17 protein-coding genes are annotated in these 21,631 nt (G+C 46.4%); 5 read left to right on the forward strand and 12 right to left on the reverse strand.

The genetic code is table 11. From position 1 onward, the window contains the following. Window positions 1-27 precede the first annotated feature (27 nt). Both flhA and sixA read right to left on the reverse strand, forming a co-directional pair. Window positions 28-2,121: a flagellar biosynthesis protein FlhA gene (gene flhA, locus OCV37_RS10310; RefSeq protein WP_038179940.1), complete on the reverse strand. Its 2,094-nt coding sequence runs from the start codon at window positions 2,119-2,121 to the stop codon at window positions 28-30. A gap of 432 nt (window positions 2,122-2,553) precedes the next feature. Continuing rightward, window positions 2,554-3,021, reverse strand: coding sequence for a phosphohistidine phosphatase SixA (gene sixA / locus OCV37_RS10315; protein WP_038179938.1), 468 nt, complete (start codon window positions 3,019-3,021; stop codon window positions 2,554-2,556). Between the two features lie 236 nt (window positions 3,022-3,257). On the opposite strand from sixA, the gene OCV37_RS10320 reads away from it, so the two are divergent. After that, window positions 3,258-6,035, forward strand: coding sequence for an insulinase family protein (locus tag OCV37_RS10320; protein ID WP_038179936.1), 2,778 nt, complete (start codon window positions 3,258-3,260; stop codon window positions 6,033-6,035). Here OCV37_RS10320 and OCV37_RS10325 read toward each other — a convergent pair. Continuing rightward, window positions 6,032-6,631 (reverse strand): VOC family protein, encoded by a 600-nt coding sequence (locus OCV37_RS10325; protein ID WP_038179933.1) that lies wholly within the window; start codon window positions 6,629-6,631, stop codon window positions 6,032-6,034. The two genes, OCV37_RS10320 and OCV37_RS10325, sit on opposite strands and share 4 nt — an antisense overlap. Before the next feature lie 197 nt (window positions 6,632-6,828). Between OCV37_RS10325 and argS the strand changes: the two genes are divergently transcribed. Continuing rightward, window positions 6,829-8,562: an arginine--tRNA ligase gene (argS, locus tag OCV37_RS10330; protein ID WP_038179930.1), complete on the forward strand. Its 1,734-nt coding sequence runs from the start codon at window positions 6,829-6,831 to the stop codon at window positions 8,560-8,562. Window positions 8,563-8,673: 111 nt separating this feature from the next. On the opposite strand, the gene OCV37_RS10335 is transcribed toward argS, so the two are convergent. Beyond that, the gene (locus OCV37_RS10335) at window positions 8,674-9,093 is read right to left on the reverse strand and encodes a DoxX family protein (protein WP_038179928.1); all 420 of its coding nucleotides are present in this window, start codon (window positions 9,091-9,093) and stop codon (window positions 8,674-8,676) included. 239 nt (window positions 9,094-9,332) lie between these two features. Between OCV37_RS10335 and OCV37_RS10340 the strand changes: the two genes are divergently transcribed. Continuing rightward, window positions 9,333-9,761: an HIT domain-containing protein gene (locus OCV37_RS10340; RefSeq protein WP_038179925.1), complete on the forward strand. Its 429-nt coding sequence runs from the start codon at window positions 9,333-9,335 to the stop codon at window positions 9,759-9,761. A 1-nt stretch (window position 9,762) separates the two neighbouring features. Here the strand turns inward: OCV37_RS10340 and OCV37_RS10345 are convergent, their stop codons facing one another. The 4 genes from OCV37_RS10345 to znuA form a co-directional block, all read right to left on the reverse strand. Beyond that, complete coding sequence (locus OCV37_RS10345) at window positions 9,763-9,993, reverse strand: FeoC-like transcriptional regulator (RefSeq protein WP_038179924.1); 231 nt, start codon at window positions 9,991-9,993, stop codon at window positions 9,763-9,765. Beyond that, complete coding sequence (gene feoB / locus OCV37_RS10350; RefSeq protein WP_038179920.1) at window positions 9,990-12,275, reverse strand: Fe(2+) transporter permease subunit FeoB; 2,286 nt, start codon at window positions 12,273-12,275, stop codon at window positions 9,990-9,992. Before feoB ends, OCV37_RS10345 begins: the two co-directional genes overlap by 4 nt. Continuing rightward, window positions 12,272-12,502, reverse strand: coding sequence for a FeoA family protein (locus OCV37_RS10355; protein WP_038179916.1), 231 nt, complete (start codon window positions 12,500-12,502; stop codon window positions 12,272-12,274). The genes feoB and OCV37_RS10355 overlap by 4 nt, the downstream gene beginning before the upstream one ends. A 194-nt stretch (window positions 12,503-12,696) precedes the next feature. Continuing rightward, the gene (gene znuA, locus OCV37_RS10360) at window positions 12,697-13,587 is read right to left on the reverse strand and encodes a zinc ABC transporter substrate-binding protein ZnuA (protein ID WP_038179913.1); all 891 of its coding nucleotides are present in this window, start codon (window positions 13,585-13,587) and stop codon (window positions 12,697-12,699) included. Between the two features lie 80 nt (window positions 13,588-13,667). Here znuA and znuC point away from each other — a divergent pair, with 80 nt between their 5' ends. Next, window positions 13,668-14,456, forward strand: a complete 789-nt coding sequence (gene znuC / locus OCV37_RS10365; RefSeq protein ID WP_038179911.1) for a zinc ABC transporter ATP-binding protein ZnuC — start codon at window positions 13,668-13,670, stop codon at window positions 14,454-14,456. Continuing rightward, window positions 14,449-15,234 carry a zinc ABC transporter permease subunit ZnuB gene (gene znuB, locus OCV37_RS10370; protein ID WP_038179910.1) on the forward strand — a complete coding sequence of 262 codons (786 nt, stop codon included), beginning with the start codon at window positions 14,449-14,451 and terminating at the stop codon, window positions 15,232-15,234. Before znuC ends, znuB begins: the two co-directional genes overlap by 8 nt. A 57-nt stretch (window positions 15,235-15,291) precedes the next feature. Here znuB and sucD read toward each other — a convergent pair whose 3' ends face one another. The 4 genes from sucD to sucA all read right to left on the reverse strand — a co-directional run bounded on the left by sucD (window position 15,292) and on the right by sucA (window position 21,572). Next, a complete protein-coding gene (gene sucD / locus OCV37_RS10375; RefSeq protein WP_038179909.1) occupies window positions 15,292-16,164 on the reverse strand; it encodes a succinate--CoA ligase subunit alpha in 873 nt (290 codons plus the stop codon). Continuing rightward, window positions 16,164-17,330: an ADP-forming succinate--CoA ligase subunit beta gene (sucC, locus tag OCV37_RS10380; RefSeq protein WP_038179908.1), complete on the reverse strand. Its 1,167-nt coding sequence runs from the start codon at window positions 17,328-17,330 to the stop codon at window positions 16,164-16,166. The genes sucD and sucC overlap by 1 nt, the downstream gene beginning before the upstream one ends. Before the next feature lie 192 nt (window positions 17,331-17,522). After that, window positions 17,523-18,731 (reverse strand): 2-oxoglutarate dehydrogenase complex dihydrolipoyllysine-residue succinyltransferase, encoded by a 1,209-nt coding sequence (gene odhB, locus OCV37_RS10385; RefSeq protein WP_038179907.1) that lies wholly within the window; start codon window positions 18,729-18,731, stop codon window positions 17,523-17,525. A 27-nt stretch (window positions 18,732-18,758) separates the two neighbouring features. After that, complete coding sequence (gene sucA / locus OCV37_RS10390) at window positions 18,759-21,572, reverse strand: 2-oxoglutarate dehydrogenase E1 component (protein ID WP_038179904.1); 2,814 nt, start codon at window positions 21,570-21,572, stop codon at window positions 18,759-18,761. Window positions 21,573-21,631 lie beyond the last annotated feature (59 nt).

Raw genomic sequence — 21,631 nt, forward strand, 5'->3', positions numbered from 1 at the left:
GCAGCAACCCACCATCATGTTTATCTGCTAGTTACCGACAGCCTGTACAATTCGAATCTGTTTCTCATCAGGAATTTCCTGATAAGAAAGTACGCGCAAGTTGGGTATTGTATTTTTCACAAATTTAGCCAGTGTGGCGCGCAAAACACCGGATGTCAGTAATACGGCTGGTTCGCCTTTCAATTCCTGCTCTTGAGTCGCCTGACTCAAGGATGATTGAAGTCGTTCAGCAAGACCGGGCTCAATGCCGGCAGACTCACCACCTGACGCTTGCATTGTCTGATGCAATAATTGTTCCAATTCAGGAATCAACGTAATCACCGGCAATTCGGGTTCTATACCATTGATTTCCTGAACAATTAGACGTCTCAGAGAAATCCGAACGGCAGCCGTCAAAATGTCAGGTTCTTGACTCTTCCCGGAATATTCAGCAAGGGTTTGAATAATGGTACGGATGTCTCGGATTGGAATCGCCTCATGCAATAAATTTTGCAGAACTTTAACCACAGTTCCCAGCGGCAATTGATCCGGCACAAAATTTTCAACCAGTTTTGGCGCACTACGCGATAACATTTCCAATAGATTCTGAACCTCTTCATGCCCAAGCAGTTGAGCTGCATTATTGGTCAGTAACTGGCTCAAATGGGTTGCTAATACTGTTGATGAGTCAACGACGGTATAACCCAGTGCCTGAGCGTGTTCTCGTTGATCCTCTCGAATCCAAACCGCTTCTAAGCCAAATGCCGGGTCAAAGGTCTGCTCACCATCAATAATTCCGTACACTTGCCCGGGATTGATCGCCAACTCCTGATCGGGTCGAATTTCGGCTTCCCCGACAGCAACCCCCATCAAAGTAATCCGATAGCTATTTGGGGTAAGCTCCAGATTATCCCGGATATGCACGGGCGGAATCAGAAAACCAAAATCCTGCGACAATTTCTTTCTGACCCCTTTGACTCGCTCCAATAGTTCTCCGCCTTGATCGCGATCCACCAGCGGAATTAACCGATAGCCAACCTCTAAACCAATAATATCCACTGGCTGAACATCGTCCCAAGATAGCTCTTTTAGCTTCGGAGACTCTGTATCCATTTCTGCGGGTAGTTGCTTGTCTTCAGCGGCTTTATGTTGTTTTTTACGTAAGAGATAAGCCCCGGCGCCAGCCAGAATGGCCAATAGCAAAAAAGCAAAATGAGGCATCCCGGGGACAACCCCCATTACACCCAAAATGGCCGCAGTAATCATGAGTGCTTTCGGATTATCGAACAGCTGGAAGATCACCTGCTGTCCCATATCTTCATCGGTATTTTGACGCGTGACCATGATCGCTGCGCCGATAGACAAGAGTAATGATGGGATTTGAGCCACCAGACCGTCACCGATCGTCAGTAGTGTATATATCTGAATTGCTTCACTAAAACTCAGTGAGTACTGGATCATCCCAATCGTCAGTCCACCAACAATATTGATGAAGAGGATCAGAATCCCCGCAATTGCATCCCCTTTAACAAACTTTGAGGCACCGTCCATTGAACCGTAAAAGTCAGCTTCTTTCGTTACTTCAAACCGGCGGAGACGTGCCTGTTCTTGGTCGATCAATCCGGCATTCAGGTCAGCATCAATCGCCATTTGTTTACCGGGTAATGCATCCAACGTAAAGCGAGCACTCACTTCAGAAATCCGTCCGGCCCCTTTCGTGACAACCATAAAGTTAATAATCATCAAAATCAGGAAAACCACCAGACCGACAGCATAGTTGCCACCGATAACCACACTACCAAAGGCTTCGATCACACTACCGGCAGCCCCAGCTCCCTCGTGACCATACAATAAAACAACCCGGGTCGATGCAACGTTCAATGCTAAACGCAACAACGTTGCAATCAGCAATACGGAAGGAAAAGCAGCAAAATCAAGTGGCCTGCGCGTATATACGGTAACCAGTAAGACAACCATCGACAAAGCAATGTTAAAGGTAAAGAAAAGGTCCAACATAAATGCCGGAATAGGCAAAACCACCATCCCCAGTGTCGCAAGTACCATAACAGGCGCACCGATAGCAGGGATTGTTCTCCGTGGAATGGGAGGTAATTTGTCAGCAAATGGCAGCGTAAACTTCATAGATGACCGTTCATAATTATCTGTTGGGCGTTGAAGAGCCTGAATGTCAGGGCGTCATCGGGAATTCTGGATTTATCGCCTCATGCAATAATTGCACCATAAACATGTCAAATTTATGGCTCACCGATGCCACCATCTCCCTAATACGAGATGATGAATCTCCGAATCACATCACTGAATAAAGAATTGCTGGAGAAAGCATTACTGAAAGAATAGCAACAGAAACGGCCCCATCGTCGGATAGGCGTCGTTAAAGATAGACAAAAAAGAGAGGAAATCAGTGCATCTCAAGACCGATCAAGACACCCATTCGTGGCCGATATTGGCATCTCTCTGACGTCAACAAAAGGAGGAACATACAACCTCAATGTTCCTGCCTTTCTGACAAAGGTCTGTCACCCGTTTTCACCCACAATCACCGACAAGCTATCTCTACCTCGGTGCAAGGCGCCACAACAATTCACCTTGTTGTGTCTCAGGCACATAATCCAGACAAGCCAAACCGGATGTCGGGAACATCGGAGCCGGCATGTCTCTGACGAACTCACTGGTCAAGTATCCGACCAAAGGTAAGTGGGAGATCAGAAAAAATGAATTGGCCCGTTCAATATCTGCCAGAGCCATCAGATAGTCGAATACCCGATCTGATTTCCCGTAAGGCGTGATATCGTCGCATGTTTCTATACGACGGGCTTCAATGTAAGGCGCAACTTCCCGCCATGTTTCTTGTGCTCTAAGATAAGGACTAATCAATACTTTATCGACGCTGATTTTCTGTATGTCATTCGCCTGTTTCATCACTGAAACCGACTCACTTTTCCCAAGTTCGGTCAAAGGCCGATCCGCATCACCTGTCGCGCAATATCCCGCTTCTCCATGACGCATAATAAAAATTTTCATACAATGGCTACCTTAAATACCCGATTAAACTCACAGGTGAGTTCATACTCACTCAATATAGCCAAGCCCTGATTTTCGTCGTTAGAGAAACCTCAACTCTATATTGGCTGCTTCACACAAATTGAGCAAATTAAAATAACATTTTACTCATAAAATTGTTATCTGAGGTTGGCGACGTCTGTTTTCAACGTCATACTAAATAATCGATTCCCTAGCCACGTCTGGAGGCATGTCTCGTGCATATCAGTCCAAATGATACAAATAGTTACCGATATATCACCTTACCAAACCAACTTCGGGTGCTATTGATTTGTGACCCCAATGCACCCAAAAGTGCGGCAGCGCTGGCAATCAACGTCGGACACTTTGATGACCCTGCTAATCGTGAGGGTTTGGCGCATTATCTAGAGCATATGCTATTTTTGGGTACGGAAAAATACCCCAACTCCGGCGAATTTCAAAATTTTATCAATCAACATGGCGGAACACATAATGCTTGGACAGGGACGGAGCATAGTTGTTTCTTTTTTGACGTTGCCACTTCAGCCTTTGAAAAGGCACTAGACCGCTTTGCCCAATTTTTTAGCGCGCCTCTGTTTAATGAGGAATCGCTCGATAAAGAACGCCAAGCAATTGAATCAGAGTATAAACTCAAACTCAATGATGATATCCGGCGTCTGTATCAAGTACACAAAGAAACCATTCATCCACAGCACCCTTTTGCTAAATTTTCTGTCGGGAACGAACAGACGCTGTCCGATCGAAATCAGGTCAGTATTCGTAAAGAAATTATGCAGTTCCACCAAGAACACTATTCTGCTGACTTGATGACACTCGCGGTTATCGCTCCCGAACCGCTAGATACGCTGGAACGGTGGATTACGGAACGATTTACGAACATCATCAATCAGCAACGTCGGGGGAAAACAGTTCAGGAACCTTATGTAACCAGTGAACATACCGGATTACTGATTGAGGTGGAGCCCCTAAAAGATATCCGTAAACTATTTCTGTCATTTCCATTGCCCTGTATGGATGTTTATTACCAGCAAAAACCACTGTCTTATTTTGCACATTTACTTGGTTATGAAGGAAAAGACAGTCTCATGCAGGTGCTGAAAGACAAAGGATGGATTACAAGCCTTTCAGCTGGCGGGGGTACCAGCGGCAGTAACTACCGCGAATTTACGCTGAGTCTGTTGCTCACAGAAACAGGGATGACGTCTGTTGAAGAAATTATTCGGGCCGTTTTTAGCTATATCCAACTGATCCGGGAAAAGGGTCTGCAAGCCTGGCGTTATGAAGAGAAAAAATCAGTGCTTGAAGCCACTTTCCGTTACCAGGAAGTGCCTCGCCCGTTAGATATGGTTAGCCATTTGGTAATGAATATGCAGCATTATCAGGCAGAAGACACCATCTATGGCGATTATATGATGCAGGGCTATGATGAAACGCTGCTCAGAAAGATTCTCGCACAGTTTGTACCGGAAAATCTCAGAGCGACGCTATTGGCTCAGGGAGGCCATTATAACCAGACGGCGAACTGGTATTATACGCCCTATTCAGTCACCCCTTTCACTGAAGACCAGTTGGCTTATTTTCATCAAACTCAGCCACAACTGGAGATGGCACTCCCCGAACCCAATCCTTTTATCTGTCATAGTTTACAGCCAAAACCTATCGAATCTGATGACGACCAACCGCAAATCATTCAGGAAAGTGACGGATTTCGCCTGTGGCACATGCAAGATCAGGAATTCTTAGTTCCCAAAGGGGTTATTTATGTCGCCATCGATAGCCCATACGCCGTACAAAGTCCTCGCAATATCGTGATGACCCGTCTGTGTGTTGAGATTTTTCTCGACTCACTGGCAAAAGAGACTTATCCGGCCGAAATTGCCGGGATGGGATATAACATGTATACCCATCAGGGAGGGGTAACGCTGTCTATTTCGGGGTTCAGCCAGAAACAACCTGAACTACTGGCGTTAATCATCGATCGTTTCAAAAAGAGAGAATTCAGTGAACATCGTTTTCTGTCCGTGAAGACTCAACTGGAACGAAGCTGGCGAAATGCCGCAAAAGATCGTCCGATTTCACAGTTGTTCAATGCGATGACCGGGTTGTTACAACCGAACAATCCACCATATGAGAGTTTGCTTGAAGCCCTGCAAACGATCAAAGTCGAGGAATTGGCACCATTTGTCGATCAAATGTTATCTCAACTCCATGTAGAAATGTTCATTTATGGTGACTGGAGAAAATCGGATGCATTGCAAATCGGACAACAGCTGATTCAGGCATTACACGTTCAGGATCAACATTACGAAGAGTCACTGCGTCCTTTGGTGATGTTGGGTAAACAAGGGACTTTCCGCCGGGAAGTCTTCTGTGATCAAGATGATTCTGCCGTCGTGCTGTACTATCAATGTGCTGATATTTCTCCCAAAAGTGTAGCGCTGTACTCTTTAGCCAATCACCTGATGTCTGCCACTTTTTTCCATGAAATCAGGACCAAACAGCAGCTCGGTTACATGGTAGGGACAGGAAACCTCCCGCTGAACCGCCATCCGGGGATTGTCATGTATGTACAATCACCGCATGCAGCACCGGTCGATTTAATCGCTTCGATTGATGAGTTCCTCAACGCCTTTTATTTGGTTTTACTGGAGCTAAACGAATACCAATGGCACAGCAGCAAACGCGGCCTGTTTAATCAAATTGCCATCCCTGATCCGACTCTCAGAAGCCGCGCACAACGCTTTTGGGTCGCTATCGGCAATAAAGACCACCAATTTAATCAGCGAGAACTCGTGTTGCAGGAACTGAAACAACTGTCACGTTCAGATATGATCCGCTTTGTTGTCAGTGAACTGAAACCCAGAACGGCCAATCGTCTCATCATGCATACTCAGGGTAATGCTCACCATGATGCGCAACCACTGACTCTGGGTCGAGAAATTGGCTCAATTGAAGCATTTCAACTGATGCCAAAAGCTTATGAGCTCGGCTAGATTTGACGTTCTGAAGCAATCACTTGCGCCAGCGAATGGGGATGCAACTTAAGACAAATATCTCCCTGACGAAAAGCAATCGTCGGGTTTGCGAGACGCTCCCCCTCTCCTTTTGGCGCAGAACATTTTACCTTGATCCCTTGTTGTTCTAAAGTTGGCCACATCTGTTTCAGTGCGGGAAAACGTTGCCAGATATCCTGTAAAAAATCATCGACGTTTATCGCCTGAGAAGGCATCACAAATTCCACATGCTCCCATCCTTGACGGGGATAAGACTTCCCCTCCGCCGGATAAGGCAATTCAACATAATGCGTTGACCACCTCCCGAGCATCATCGGGCGTTCCAATGCGAGCACAATAATCGGCCGCCCGTTAATTTCAGCGGATGAAATTTGTGAACCTTCATTTAACCAAGCCTGATGCGCGGCTTCAGCCAGATGCCAGTCATTGACTCGCATAGCAATATGATCCAATTCGAACGCAGTTAAATCCAGTTGCAGTTCATCACATAAGGTACTGATATTATCAATAAAAGTGGACGCATCCCGATACATTTGTGCTGGCATGAGACGATTCGTGGTGAGAAGAGAATGCATTTGACTATCATCATCGATTGAAAGACTGGTTGAATCCTAACAGGATCTGATGGAAAGTAGAAAAATTCAGACGCTTTTCTCTATAAGAGTGATAATAAAATTGCTATGATGTGCGCCAATTTTTGAACCTGAACGAGATGTGTATCACAACGTTATGGTACACAAGCAGACAATTCCTAGAAGTGAAGGATAAGTACGTGAATATCCAAGCATTGATAAACGATAAAGTATCTCAGGCACTTGAAGCCGCAGGCGCACCCGCCGGCAGCCCGGCCGCTGTCCGTCAGTCCGCAAAGCCACAGTTTGGTGATTATCAAGCCAATGGTGTCATGGGGGTTGCTAAAAAACTGGGTACGAATCCGCGCGAGTTTGCTCAAAAGGTACTGGATGTACTGGATCTGGAAGGAATTGCCAGCAAAACCGAAATTGCCGGGCCGGGATTCATCAACATCTTCCTCGATGAAACATTTTTGGCGCAGCAGGCTGAACAAGCACTGGCCGATCCACGACTAGGCGTCGCGCAAGAAACCCCGCAAACGATTGTCGCTGACTACTCTGCCCCCAATGTTGCAAAAGAAATGCACGTCGGCCACCTCCGTTCAACCATTATCGGCGATGCCGTTGTCCGTACCCTTGAATTTTTAGGTCATAAAGTCATCCGGGCTAACCATATCGGAGACTGGGGAACGCAGTTTGGGATGTTGATTGCGAATCTGGAGCGCGTTCAGAAAAATGACGATACCCCGTCAATGGCGCTGGCAGATTTGGAGGCATTCTACCGCGAATCGAAGCAACGTTATGACCAAGATGAAGCATTTGCGGAAAAAGCCAGAAACTATGTGGTGAAGCTGCAAAGCGGCGACGCATTCTGCACGGAGATGTGGAAAAAACTGGTCGATATCACCATGACTCAAAATCAGATCAACTATGACCGGCTCAATGTTTCTTTAACCCGTGATGATGTCATGGGAGAAAGCATGTATAACCCGATGCTACCGGAAGTGGTTGCCGATCTGAAAGCCCAGGGTTTAGCCCAAGAAGATGAAGGCGCACAAGTCGTATTTCTTGATGAATACAAGAACAAAGACGGTGAACCAATGGGGGTCATCATTCAAAAACGCGATGGTGGTTACCTCTATACCACAACCGATATTGCTTGTGCCAAGTATCGTTATGAACAGCTTGGAGCAAACCGTGTCTTATATTTCATCGACTCACGTCAACATCAGCATTTGCAGCAAGCGTGGACGATTGTGCGAAAAGCTGGTTATGTCCCCGAGAACGTCTCACTGGAACACCATGCTTTTGGCATGATGTTAGGCAAAGACGGACGTCCCTTTAAAACCCGCGCGGGCGGTACTGTTCGTCTGAGCGATCTGCTCGATGAAGCTGAAGATCGTGCCATTCGGCTGATTGAGAGTAAAAATCAGGCATTGGCCCAAGACGAAAAAATGAATATCGCCAAAACCGTCGCCATGGCAGCCGTCAAATATGCGGACCTGTCTAAACACCGGACGACTGACTACATCTTCGATTGGGACAACATGCTTGCCTTTGAAGGCAACACAGCCCCTTACATGCAGTATGCCTATACACGAGTCGCTTCCATTTTCTCGAAAGCCGGCATCACGATGGACAAGATCAATGGTGAGCTCCGGATCAGTGACGACAAAGAAAAATTGATGATCACTAAGCTGTTACAGTTTGAAGAGACGATTCAATCTGTTGCTCGTGAAGGTCAGCCCCACTTAATGTGTAGCTACCTGTTTGAGTTAGCGGGTCAATTCTCTAGCTTCTATGAGGCTTGCCCCATTTTATCAGCCAGTGATGAGGCGACACGAAACAGTCGTCTGAAACTGGCAGCACTGACCGCGAAAACCATTCAGCAGGGTTTGAACCTGTTAGGCATTCAAACTCTGGAACGGATGTAATAACCGTCATCAAGATCCAAACCAAAAAAACCCAGCATCGTTGCTGGGTTTTTTATAACTGTTTTCTTATGACAATGTATTCGTTCTATCTCGGTATTTGTTTTACTCGTCTTAATCTGGACGCATGGCATATTTACCGGAACCAAGAAGCAAAATAGCAATAGATGCAAACAGATAGGTCGCGATATCTTCAACAGCCCAAGCACCATATTCATTCAATGAAAAGAAATTATCCCGGTGCATCAAGCCGATAACAACAATGGCAGTCCCTATGACGGCTGTGGCAGCAAAGCGGGTAAATACGCCCAGTACAATCATGATTGGGGCAATCACCTCTCCCAGATAAACAGCATAGGCAAAAAAGCCCGGTAGACCAAGATCTACAAACATCCCCTGAATAAATGCAGTGCCATCATATATTTTATGAATACCGTGCAATAAAAACATTAAGCTAAAACCCACTCGGAGAATCAACTTTGCCGCATCAGGATGATTCATTCCTACTTCAAATTTACGGATTAAACTATTCATCTGTTACTCCAAATCAATCGGTATTGTGTTCAGTATATCGACAACATTTCAGAAGACCTTGGTGCATTTTTCATCATCTTCATCAAAAAAGCTGAACAAAAATACTGTCCTAAATCAAAGAATTAGAAATTTATATTACTTCGGAAGTTAATTTCCCTCCTGTCATAAATGAACAACACGTTCCCACAATGAAGATATGATATCCTCACTCAATGGCATTTTTTCGTAGGAACAGTACGATGAGTTTCAAACTCCATCCACAGCTACAACAAGACACAACTTATCTTGGCGATTTCCCGCTTTCTCTGGTATTGCTTCATTCTGATCAAGCCGTACCTTGGATCATTTTGGTACCGAAACGTGCTGAAATAAAAGAATTCCATCATTTACCCATGACAGATCAACAACAATTTTTAATTGAATCTCAATGGGTTAGTCAGGTTTTAGAATCTCAGTATCACCCTGATAAAATTAATCTCGGTGCATTAGGGAATCTGGTCCCTCAGCTTCACTATCATCATATTGCTAGATTTACCGACGATGAAGCATGGCCCGGCCCTATCTGGGGGAATACCACCGGAACCCGCAGAGATGAGACAGCACAGCGACATATTGCCAGCCAATTGAAAACCGCATTGGCTCAGTCGGGTATCTTTACTCCGGTTTAGTTTAAAGAATCGCAGTCAGTGACAGTGCCTGAGGCAAATTTACCGCATAACGGATACGTCGGATCTCACCACTTTGACCGGTATCCACAAAACGGGAAATCACACCTTTTCTGACCCAAATGCCAAGCATGGCATCGACACCATCCTCGCTCATTCGAAAATGACGCGCTAAGATGCTCCCACTGGTCGTGCCATGCTGCTCGAGATAACTTTTTAGCTCATTCAGAATCATACAATTTGACGCTCGAATTTTTTGATCACATCACCTTGATGTTTCAACAACCGATATAGGCCCCACCCACCAAGTAAGATGGATGTCATCCACAACATACTTTGTAGCGGATGTTGCATCATATTCATCGCTTGGTAGAAAAAGGTTGCAGAGCAGTAGGCCAGCCCAAAGGTCCAGACGGCAATAAATCGGGCATATCGGGCACCAAACTCTCTGACATAAGCCCCCATGGCTGCGACACAAGGCGTATAGAGTAAAATAAAAATCAGGTATGCAAACGCTGCGGAATGACTTTGAAAATAATATTGCAGATTACTGTATATCGATGAATCCACATCCTGAGCTTCAGCAGCCAGTTGAGTATCAGATAAATCCCCGATTTCAATCCCCAGCGGGTCAGAAAAGCTCAACGATATTAAGTTATCAGGGATCGTTTGCAATGCTTCTTTCAAACGAGCCAGCAGATCAAAATCACTGGCTTCATCAGACTGCGAGGAGTACAGGTTATTGAGCGTACCGACCACGGCTTCTTTCGCAAAAATACCCGTCACGATCCCAACGGTTGCCGGCCAGTTCTCTGGCTGTATACCAATCGGTGCAAACAGAGGCGTGACACGCTGCGATACCTTTGATAACACAGATGTATCACTATTTTCATGGCCGAAACTACCATCAGATCCAATTGAATTTAAAAAGCTGAGAATGGTTACCACAACCACAATGGTTTTGCCTGCCCCTAAGACAAACCGTTTTAGTTTCTGCCACGTTTTGATCAGAATATTTTGTAGTGTCGGTAGTTCATAATCCGGTATTTCCATGACCATATTTTCACTACTACCGGGATAAATTGTGTGCCGTAATACAATGCCGGTAAACACGGCAGCAACAATCCCTAATAAATAGAGTGAAAATACGATATTTTGGCCACTATGCGGGAAAAAAGCCGCCGCCAGCAAAGCATAAACGGGTAACCGGGCCCCACAAGACATAAACGGAGCCATAGCAGCAGATAATCGTCTTTCTCGTTCCTGATCCAGCGTGCGCGTTGCCATGATGGAAGGCACATTACAACCAAAACCCAAAATAAGCGGTACAAACGCTTTACCCGGCAAACCGATTTTTTGCATCACTTTATCAAGCACGAACGCCGCACGGGCCATATACCCGGAACTTTCCAGTACTGCCAAAAACAGATAAAGACAAGCAATCACCGGAATGAAGGTCGCTACAGTTTGGATCCCTCCACCCAGCCCATCAGCCAGCAAAGTGACCAGCCATACCGGGAGATGTTGATCCAATAAAGCATGCCCCCCATCAACCAGTAAAGCGCCGACAGAAATATCAAAGAAATCGATAAAAGCACTCCCGATATTAATCGAGAACATAAACATCAGATACATCACAAGGAAAAAGAAAGGAATACCAATCCACTTATTGAGGACCACTTGGTCGACTCGTTTGGTGAAACTATGCCCCAATACCCCTTGCTCACGACGAACATTTTGACATTGTTCATGCAACCAGGTGTATTTGACATTGGCAACATGCAAGTCAATATCCAACAGACTGTTCAATTGCAAATCATTCATTTGTCGCTGATCTGATGCTGACAAAAGATTGGTAATCAGCGTGTCACCACCAAGTGCCCGGATCGCGAGCGCCCGAGGAGAAACGGCTTGTGACGTACCCGGTTGTGATAAAAATAATGGCGTTGCAGTCTCAATCATCGATTCAAATTGAGGACCATAGTCGAGTTGTAATGCGTTGAGACCAATCCCCTGTAACAAGGTTTTATCGAGGTTCTCTTTCAACTGCCGCACCTGAGACTTATTATTGGCAGAAATAGGGTAAACCGGACAGTCCAGCAATTGTGCTAATCGTTTTACATTAATCGAGCGACGCTCCCTTTTGAGCACATCCATTTTATTGAGCACAACGATCATCGGACGCCCGAGCTCACGCAACTGCAAGGTCATATACAGGCTTCGCTCAAGACAGGTCACATCAACCACATTCAAAATTAAATCTGCCGGATGTAACAGGACCGCTTGCGATGCAATCGACTCATCAATGCTGTGGCTATCATTGCCACTATCCAGCGCATAAATACCCGGTAGATCAGTCAGAGAGAATTCATTTCCGGAATAGGTATATTTACCCGTTTTTTTCTCGACAGTGACACCAGCCCAGTTCCCAACCTGCTGACGTGCGCCGGTTAAACCATTAAATAGTGTTGTTTTACCGCTATTTGGATTACCGACCGTTAAAATATTGTATTTCATCCGATCACCTCCACTTCAATGGCTGCTGCGATCTTTTCCCTGATAGCAAGAGAGACCCCACGAACTTCAACCTGAAGCGGATCACCCATCGGCGCTTTGCGAATCAAGACAATCGGGGTTTCTGGCAAAATCCCCATAATCATTAATCGTTTACGAACTTCAGCAGAAAGCTGATGAAATCCTAAAATCGATGCACGTTGACCGGGATTTAACTGAGATAGATTCATGGCTTGTTCTTACTGGTATAGTTTATGGGAAGCATTTATGAGAAGCATTCTCGTTATCAGATTTCAGTATACGCCAAATATCGGAAAGGTTATTGAGACGGATCAAAAAGCGGATATCGTTCAAAGCATTTTGAAAGATTCCTCTGGAAGGCTTGCATCGTGGTATAGCACCCGCTATACCACGCCACTTCATTCTACGAATGTTTCATTTGAAAGCAGTTTGTATAACTCTGACTCAAGGTCGTTAAGAATTTGAAATAGCTCCCTTTTTTCAGAGGAATGTCCGTTGCTAACGGGTCAAGAACCCCGACTTTAGCCGATGTCCCCCGAGTTACACTCGTAATGACCGATGGTAAGAACTGTGGTTCGGAGAAAATACAGACATTTGACTGCGCTTTGAGCGCTGTTCGGATTTCGATCAATGTTTTCGCTCCCGGCTTACGCTCCGGGCTAACGGTAAAATGACCGATATTATTGAGATGGTAATGGGCTTCAAAATAGTCATACGCATCATGAAAAACATAATACGGATAGTGGTGATAAGGTGCTAATTGCGCCTGAATCTGCTGATCTGTTTGGGTCAGCTGCGCTAAAAAGTGTGTCAGATTTGCCTGATATTGCTGAGCATGGTCAGGGTCTTGTTGAATCAGACGCGCAGCAATTGCTTGTGCAACGACACGAACCTGCTCAATTCCCATCCAGAAGTGAGGATTGATATTGCCATGGTGATGGTGCCCATCGTCATGATGGTCTGCTGAAAAATGCTTAAACGGTACACCTTTGATCTGGCTAATCATCAATTGATTGGTCTGATGCGATAAAACCTTCGACAAAAACGGCTCGAGTCCATCACCAAACCAAATAACCAAATCCGCTTGCTTGATTCGCTTTACATCCGAAGGACGAAGTGCATAATCATGCGGCGAAGTATTCGGTGCAAGTAACACATCAGGCTCACTCACACCTGCCATTAATTCATAGCTAATCATTTGAATCGGTTTGATACTGGTTAATACATCAAGTGCCCATGCTGGAATCGACAGGCCCAAAAGTAGTATGACTGTGGAAAGACGAAAGAACTTCATGAAATTAATCCCTTAGTTATGGCTTCAATTTGCCATAAATGTTATATTATAACATAACCATTTTGCAAACGAGTTATTTCATGTCAACGCTGATCGAGCTACAAGATGTTTGCGTCGCATTCCATCAAAAGAACGTGTTAGACCATATCAGCCTTCGTGTCGAACAGGGAAAAATCACCACCCTCATCGGTCCGAATGGTGCGGGAAAATCAACACTGGTGAAAGTTTTATTAGGGCAACAAACGATTGCATCCGGCAAAATTACCCGTTCACCCCGACTCAAAATTGGCTACGTTCCTCAAAAGCTTCGTTTGAACGAAACCCTGCCGCTGACAGTACAACGTTTTCTGAAACTTGCCGGTCGCTATAGCCGGCAGGAACTCAATGATGCCCTGACACTGGTCGGTGCAGCTCACCTCGCCCATAACAGTATGCACCATTTGTCTGGCGGGGAGACACAACGTGTGTTACTCGCTCGGGCACTACTACAACGACCTGACGTTTTGATGCTGGACGAACCCACTCAAGGTGTTGATGTTCAGGGGCAAATTGATCTCTATGAATTGATTCAAACACTGAGACAACGTTTCGGCTGTTCTGTTTTCATGGTGTCTCATGATCTCCACTTAGTGATGGCACAAACAGACCATGTGATCTGCCTGCAGCACCATATCTGTTGCCACGGCGCCCCTGCTGACATCACCCGGCATCCTAATTATATTGCGTTGTTCGGTCAGTCTCGTCAGGAAGAATCACTCGCCTTCTATCATCATGAACATCAGCATCATCATGACCTCGCCGGGCAACCGGTTTCTGGCGATGCGACCCAATGTAACCACCACTCTCACGGACATCATCACCATGGTTGAGATTATACTGCCTGCCATTCTCGCAGGGATCGGCATCGCGCTGATAGCAGGCCCGCTTGGCTCTTTTGTCGTATGGCGTAAGATGGCTTATTTCGGCGATACACTCGCGCACGCATCTTTGATGGGTTTAGCCTTTGGCTTTTTACTGGATATCAATCTCAACCTTGCTCTCTTGGTATGTTGTTTAGCGATCGCAACCATTTTAGTTGTGTTGCAAAGACAAAAATTTATCGCCACAGATACCCTATTGGGGATTCTTGCTCACAGCTCTCTCTCGGTCGGTTTAATTGCCGTCAGTTTTCTCAATGATGTCCGTATCGATCTGATGAGCTATCTGTTTGGTGATCTCCTTGCGGTCACACCGAGTGATTTATATTTCATTTGGGGAGGCGTGTTGGTCATTGCCATTTTGCTCTACTTCATCTGGCAACCATTGCTTTCTGCGACGGTGAACGAAGAACTTGCCTCGGTGGAAGGCACCAATACCGATCTGATGCAGCTTTTACTGATGCTGATGATTGGTCTGGTGATAGCTGTCGGCATGAAATTTGTCGGCGCCCTGATCATTACTTCACTCTTAATTATCCCGGCTGCCAGTGCCCGGCGTTTATCTGCAACTCCGGAACAAATGGCGATGATTGCATCAGCAATTGGTATGATTGCTGTCCTGAGCGGACTCTACCTTTCATGGGAATTTGACACGCCAGCAGGCCCATCCGTGGTCATCTCTGCCAGTTGTTTATTTCTTTTGAGTCATTTAGTCAAAAGTAAAGCTTAAAAAAATCCCCCTCAATGATTTGAGGGGGATTTTTCTATCATTAGACTGGCGAGATGTTTACCAGCCAGTGACTTCTCTTAAAGCCTGACCGATATTGGCGAGACTTTTCACGGTTTTAACACCGGCCGCTTCAAGTGCAGCAAACTTCTCATCCGCTGTGCCTTTACCACCGGAAATAATGGCACCTGCGTGTCCCATCCGTTTGCCCGGAGGCGCTGTCACGCCCGCAATGTAAGATACAACCGGCTTGGTTACATGATCTTTAATGAACGCAGCCGCTTCTTCTTCAGCGGTACCACCGATTTCACCGATCATCACAATCGCTTCAGTTTCTGGGTCGTCTTGGAACAACTTCAAAATATCAATAAAGTTTGACCCGGGAATCGGATCACCACCAATACCAACACAAGTCGACTGACCAAACCCTTCATCAGTCGTTTGTTTCACCGCTTCATAAGTTAATGTACCGGAACGAGACACAATACCGACTTTACCTTTCTTATGAATATGCCCGGGCATGATACCAATCTTGCACTCATCCGGTGTAATCACTCCCGGACAGTTTGGACCAATCATACGCACGCCGGCTTCATCCAGACGCACTTTCACATCAAGCAGATCGAGTGTTGGAATCCCTTCAGTGATAGTTACAATCAGTTCAATACCTGCATCGATCGCTTCTAGGATTGCATCTTTACAGAAAGGTGCCGGAACATAGATAACCGATGCGGTTGCACCAGTTGCTTCAACGGCTTCACGCACAGTATTGAACACAGGAAGCCCCAAATGGGTTTGACCGCCCTTGCCCGGTGATACGCCACCGACCATTTGTGTACCGTACGCGATTGCTTGCTCAGAGTGGAAAGTACCTTGTCCGCCAGTGAATCCCTGACAGATCACTTTGGTCTCTTTATTAATCAATACAGACATTATTTACCCTCCGCAGCAGCTACAACTTTCTCAGCAGCTTCAGTTAACGAAGTTGCAGCAATAATGTTCAATCCACTCTCTTCCAGCTTCTTCGTTCCGAGTTCAGCGTTGTTCCCTTCAAGACGAACCACGACAGGCACAGAAACCCCAACTTCTTCAACCGCACCGATAATACCGTCAGCGATCAGGTCACAGCGAACAATGCCACCGAAGATATTGACCAGCACTGCTTGTACATTCTTGTCAGAAAGAATGATTTTGAAAGCTTCGGTCACACGCTCTTTGGTTGCACCGCCACCAACATCTAAGAAGTTCGCCGGGCTGCCGCCATGCAGGTTCACGATATCCATCGTCCCCATTGCCAGACCGGCACCGTTGACCATACAGCCAATATTTCCGTCAAGCGCAACGTAGTTCAGTTCCCACTGGGCTGCATGCGCTTCACGCTCATCTTCCTGTGAAGGATCGTGCATTTCTCTCAGTTTTGGCTGACGATACATGGCATTCGAGTCAATGTTGATTTTCCCATCAAGGCAAAGCAGATTGCCGTCTCCGGTAATGATCAGCGGGTTAATTTCAAGGAGTGCCAGATCATACTGACTGAACATTTCACCAAGACCCATGAAGATTTTGACGAATTGTTTAATCTGATCGCCTTTGAGACCCAGCTTAAATGCCAGTTCACGTCCCTGATAAGGTTGCGGCCCTACCAGCGGATCGATAGCGGCTTTATGAATCAGTTCCGGGGTTTCTTCAGCAACTTTCTCAATCTCAACACCACCTTCAGTCGATGCCATAAAGACAACACGACGGCTGGCGCGGTCAACCACAGCACCAAGATAAAGTTCGTTCGCAATATCAGATGCAGCTTCAACTAAGATTTTGGTCACTGGCTGACCATTGGCATCGGTTTGGTAGGTCACCAAATTCTTACCGAGCCACTTCTGGGCAAAATCACGAATACCATCTTTTGTATCGTGTAGTTCAACACCACCAGCTTTTCCCCGGCCACCCGCGTGAACCTGACATTTGACGACCCATTTTGACCCGCCAATTTTACCTGTGGCTTCTGCAGCTTCCTGTGGGGTGCTGCACGCATAACCATCAGGAACCGGCAGACCAAATTCTGCAAAGAGCTGTTTGGCTTGATATTCATGCAAATTCATTGTGCTATTCCGTTGTATATTATTTTTTCATCCAATTTCGCTTCAACGAAACGAAACATTTCGCAGGGTACTCAGTGCGCTGAAACATGACGGCATGTTGATTTCCATCCATGCTGACAACACAAGACCAGGTGTTGAGCAACCCAGCCTGCATGGCAGATATCCGGAAGAAGATACCTGCCATATCATTGATTAAACATCCAACAACAAGCGTGTCGGATCTTCCAGCAGTTCTTTAATCGTGACGAGGAACCCGACCGATTCACGACCATCAATCAAACGATGGTCATAAGAAAGTGCCAGATACATCATTGGCAGTATTTCTACTTTGCCATTGACCGCCATCGGACGCTCTTGGATTTTATGCATGCCAAGGATTGCGGCTTGAGGCGGGTTAATGATTGGTGTAGACATCAGAGAACCAAACACACCACCATTGGTGACAGTAAAGTTACCACCGGTCAGTTCTTCAACGGTGAGCTTACCGTCACGGCCTTTTTCTGCCAGCGCTTTGATTCCTTTTTCGATCTCAGCAACACTCAACATATCGCAGTCTTTCAGGACGGGGGTCACCAGTCCACGTGGCGTTGACACAGCAATACTAATATCGAAGAAGTTGTGATAGACAATATCACTGCCATCAATGGAAGCATTCACTTCAGGATAACGTTTCAGCGCTTCTGTGACTGCCTTAATGTAGAACGACATAAACCCGAGACGGATATCATGTCTCTTCTCAAACAGGTCTTTGTACTGTTTGCGTAGATCCATAATTGGTTTCATGTTGACTTCATTGAACGTTGTCAGCATGGCAGTACTGTTTTTTGCTTCCAGTAATCGTTCAGCCACGCGCTTACGCAAACGAGTCATCGGTACACGCTTTTCGCTTCTTGCAGCCGCAGGTACTGCAATCGATTCTTGTTGTTCGGCTGTCGAACCTTTAGATGCAGAGGCCAGATGCGCTTCAACATCTTCACGAGTAATTCGGCCACCGACACCAGTACCTTTGACCTGAGAAACTTCCAGACCATGTTCTGCCATCAAACGGCGTACCGCAGGACTCAACGCATCGTTAGTCTCTTCATTCAGGTTCGCTTTATGTCGCTTATCCGGAGAAGGCTGAGTCGATGTTGTTTTCTCTGATGTCGGTTCACCGGCAACCGCACCGGGTTTCAGCTTCCCGAGCAGTTGCTTTGATGTCACCGTTGCACCTTCATCCTGCTCGATCGATTCAAGCACTCCGGCCTCTGGCGCGGGTACTTCTAAGACAACTTTGTCTGTTTCGATTTCAACGAGGACTTCATCACGCTCAACCGCATCACCCGCTTTTTTATGCCAAGTTGCTACGGTTGCATCTGCTACCGATTCAGGTAAATCTGGAACCAGAATTTCAACTGTCATATTTATTTTTCCTTTTATTTCTAGTTCTTAATCTAGTTTCAACGCATCATCAACGAGCGCTTTCTGCTGTTTCAAATGAACCGACATATAACCAACAGCCGGAGAAGCCGAAGCAGGACGTCCTGCATATTTCAGCTCAGCACCGGCAGGAATTGCGGCCCGGAAATTATGCTGGCTGCTGTACCATGCGCCCTGATTTTGTGGTTCTTCCTGACACCAGACGTAATCCACAACATTGGTATAAGGCGCAATGGCAGCCCGGACATCTTCCAGCGGGAATGGATACAACTGCTCGATACGGACAATCGCAACATCCCCTTGCTCGTTATTGCGTCGCTGTGCCAGCAAATCGTAATAGACTTTACCAGAACAGAAGACCACACGTTTCACCTGAGCTGCATCGAGCTCATCAACTTCCGGAATCGCGGGTTGGAAAGTACCACTCGCCAAATCTTCCAGCGAAGAGACACACAGTGGATGCCGTAGCAGAGATTTGGGTGACATCACAATCAGAGGACGACGCATTGGACGAATCACCTGACGCCGGAGCATGTGATACACCTGAGCTGGTGTCGAAGGCACGATCACTTGCATATTTTGCTCAGCACAAAGTTGCAGGTAACGTTCGAGGCGTGCGGAAGAGTGTTCCGGCCCCTGTCCTTCATAGCCATGTGGCAATAACATGGTAATCCCACATAAGCGGGCCCATTTCTGTTCACCGGAAGAAATGAACTGATCGATCACCACCTGAGCGCCATTGGCAAAATCACCAAATTGCGCTTCCCAGATTGTTAAACCACCGGGTTCGGCTGTAGCATAACCATATTCAAAAGCCAGTACAGCTTCTTCGGATAACACCGAGTCAATGACTTGGAACGGTCCTTGATTACTGTGGAGGTTCTTCAGCGGTACATAGGTACTTGCATCATTTTGGTTATGAAGTACAGAGTGGCGATGGAAGAAGGTGCCTCGTCCTGAATCCTGACCGGAGATCCGGATCCGATGGCCATCATCAACTAACGTTGCATAGGCCAGAATCTCGGCCATACCCCAGTCCAGTAATTTTTCACCGTTAATCATCGCCAGACGATCGGTGTAAATTTTTTCGACACGACTTTGCAATTGATGACTTTCCGGATACAAGCAAACACGTTTACCAATATCTTTCAGCCGCTCTAAGTCAAACTCGTTTTTCCAGACTTCATCCCATTCGTGAGATAAATAAGGAGACCAGTCAACCGAGTGCATCGCCATAGGACGCCACTCTTTGACAACCACTTCCCCGTGATCCAATGCATCTCGGTACTCATTGACTGCCTGAGTGACAAATTCAGCATCAGCATCCTGACGCTCGATCAGTAAATCACCATACAGCTTACGTGGTGTCGGATGCTTTTTAATCTTTTGATACATCAGAGGCTGAGTCGCATTCGGCTCATCCGCTTCGTTGTGACCATGACGACGATAGCACACCAGATCAACCACAACATCCTGACGAAATGTATTCCGATAATCCAATGCAATATGGGTAACAAATGCAACGGCTTCTGGATCGTCAGCATTCACGTGGAAAATCGGTGCCTGAACCATTTTTGCAATATCAGTACAATACATGGTCGATCGTGTATCGCGTGGGTTCGAGGTGGTAAATCCGACTTGGTTGTTGATCACGATACGAACCGTGCCCCCAACCTGATAACCACGCGCCTGAGACATATTGAATGTTTCGGCAACCACACCCTGACCGGTCACTGCTGAGTCACCATGAATGGTGATCGGCAGCACTTTTGAACCATCTTTATCACCCAATCGGTCTTGACGAGCCCGAACGGAGCCCATAACAACAGGGTTAACGATTTCCAAGTGTGAAGGGTTAAATGCCAGTGCTAAATGGATATTGCCACCCGGGGTCGCAAAATCAGCGGAGAATCCCTGATGGTATTTCACATCCCCGGTGCCCCACGTCTCATCGTGCTTGCCCGCAAACTCATCGAACAAATCCTGAGGTCGTTTCCCTAAAACATTGACCAGCATGTTTAGACGCCCACGGTGGGCCATTCCGACGACCGCCTCGCGCATCCCCTGAGAGCCCGCACGACGGATCAATTCTTTCATCATGGGGATGAGAGCATCACCGCCTTCAAGAGAGAAGCGCTTTGCACCGGGAAATTTGGCGCCCAGATAGCGTTCCAAACCTTCCGCAGCAGTCAACTCTTCAAGGAAAGTAATTTTCTCTTCTTTTGTAAAGGAGGGCTGGCCGACTACCGATTCCAGACGCTGCTGAATCCAGCGCTTTTGCTCGGTATTGGTCATGTGCATATATTCTGCACCGATAGAACCACAATAGATTTGATTCAGAGACTCATGAATATCCTTAAGCTTCATGGTCTCCTGACCTATCGCAAAAGAACCGACATTGAATGTCTCTTCCATGTCTTCGGGGTTGAGATTATGAAATGAGGGGTCAAGCTCAGCCACGGTCGGTCGCTGCCATAGACCGAGTGGGTCTAACTGAGCTGCTTCATGACCGCGGAAGCGGTACGCATTAATTAACTGTAATACTCTTACTTGTTTTGCATCGACATCGGGGTCACTAACTTGGACATTGTAATGCTTTGTCTCTTGAGCGAGTCGACGGAAGTAGTCACGGACACGTGAATGTGGTTGTTCAGCCACATTGCCATCATCAGGGCGGGATAGCCCCTCAAAAACACGTCTCCACTCCTCACTTACCAGGTCGGGATCACTTAAATAGAGTTCGTAGAGATCTTCTACGTACGTTGCATTGGCGCCAGCCAAGTGTGAAGACTCGAGCCATGCCTTCATCACGCCGTTGTGCATATTTTCCCTTTACCAGTAGTTTTCACGTTTTGCTGCGGTCTACGCCGAGCTCTGAAAAT

Origin of the sequence: Vibrio rhizosphaerae (assembly GCF_024347095.1) — a bacterium.
Classification (GTDB): domain Bacteria; phylum Pseudomonadota; class Gammaproteobacteria; order Enterobacterales; family Vibrionaceae; genus Vibrio; species Vibrio rhizosphaerae.

Bases quoted from the DNA above. Each gene is read 5' to 3' on its own strand.
- flhA (WP_038179940.1), bottom strand. From the start codon at position 2,121: ATGAAGTTTACGCTGCCATTTGCTGACAAATTACCTCCCATTCCACGG.
- sixA (WP_038179938.1), bottom strand. From the start codon at position 3,021: ATGAAAATTTTTATTATGCGTCATGGAGAAGCGGGATATTGCGCGACA.
- OCV37_RS10325 (WP_038179933.1), bottom strand. From the start codon at position 6,631: ATGCATTCTCTTCTCACCACGAATCGTCTCATGCCAGCACAAATGTAT.
- OCV37_RS10335 (WP_038179928.1), bottom strand. From the start codon at position 9,093: ATGAATAGTTTAATCCGTAAATTTGAAGTAGGAATGAATCATCCTGAT.
- OCV37_RS10340 (WP_038179925.1), top strand. From the start codon at position 9,333: ATGAGTTTCAAACTCCATCCACAGCTACAACAAGACACAACTTATCTT.
- OCV37_RS10345 (WP_038179924.1), bottom strand. From the start codon at position 9,993: ATGATTCTGAATGAGCTAAAAAGTTATCTCGAGCAGCATGGCACGACC.
- feoB (WP_038179920.1), bottom strand. From the start codon at position 12,275: ATGAAATACAATATTTTAACGGTCGGTAATCCAAATAGCGGTAAAACA.
- OCV37_RS10355 (WP_038179916.1), bottom strand. From the start codon at position 12,502: ATGAATCTATCTCAGTTAAATCCCGGTCAACGTGCATCGATTTTAGGA.
- znuA (WP_038179913.1), bottom strand. From the start codon at position 13,587: ATGAAGTTCTTTCGTCTTTCCACAGTCATACTACTTTTGGGCCTGTCG.
- znuC (WP_038179911.1), top strand. From the start codon at position 13,668: ATGTCAACGCTGATCGAGCTACAAGATGTTTGCGTCGCATTCCATCAA.
- znuB (WP_038179910.1), top strand. From the start codon at position 14,449: ATGGTTGAGATTATACTGCCTGCCATTCTCGCAGGGATCGGCATCGCG.
- sucD (WP_038179909.1), bottom strand. From the start codon at position 16,164: ATGTCTGTATTGATTAATAAAGAGACCAAAGTGATCTGTCAGGGATTC.
- sucC (WP_038179908.1), bottom strand. From the start codon at position 17,330: ATGAATTTGCATGAATATCAAGCCAAACAGCTCTTTGCAGAATTTGGT.
- odhB (WP_038179907.1), bottom strand. From the start codon at position 18,731: ATGACAGTTGAAATTCTGGTTCCAGATTTACCTGAATCGGTAGCAGAT.
- sucA (WP_038179904.1), bottom strand. From the start codon at position 21,572: ATGCACAACGGCGTGATGAAGGCATGGCTCGAGTCTTCACACTTGGCT.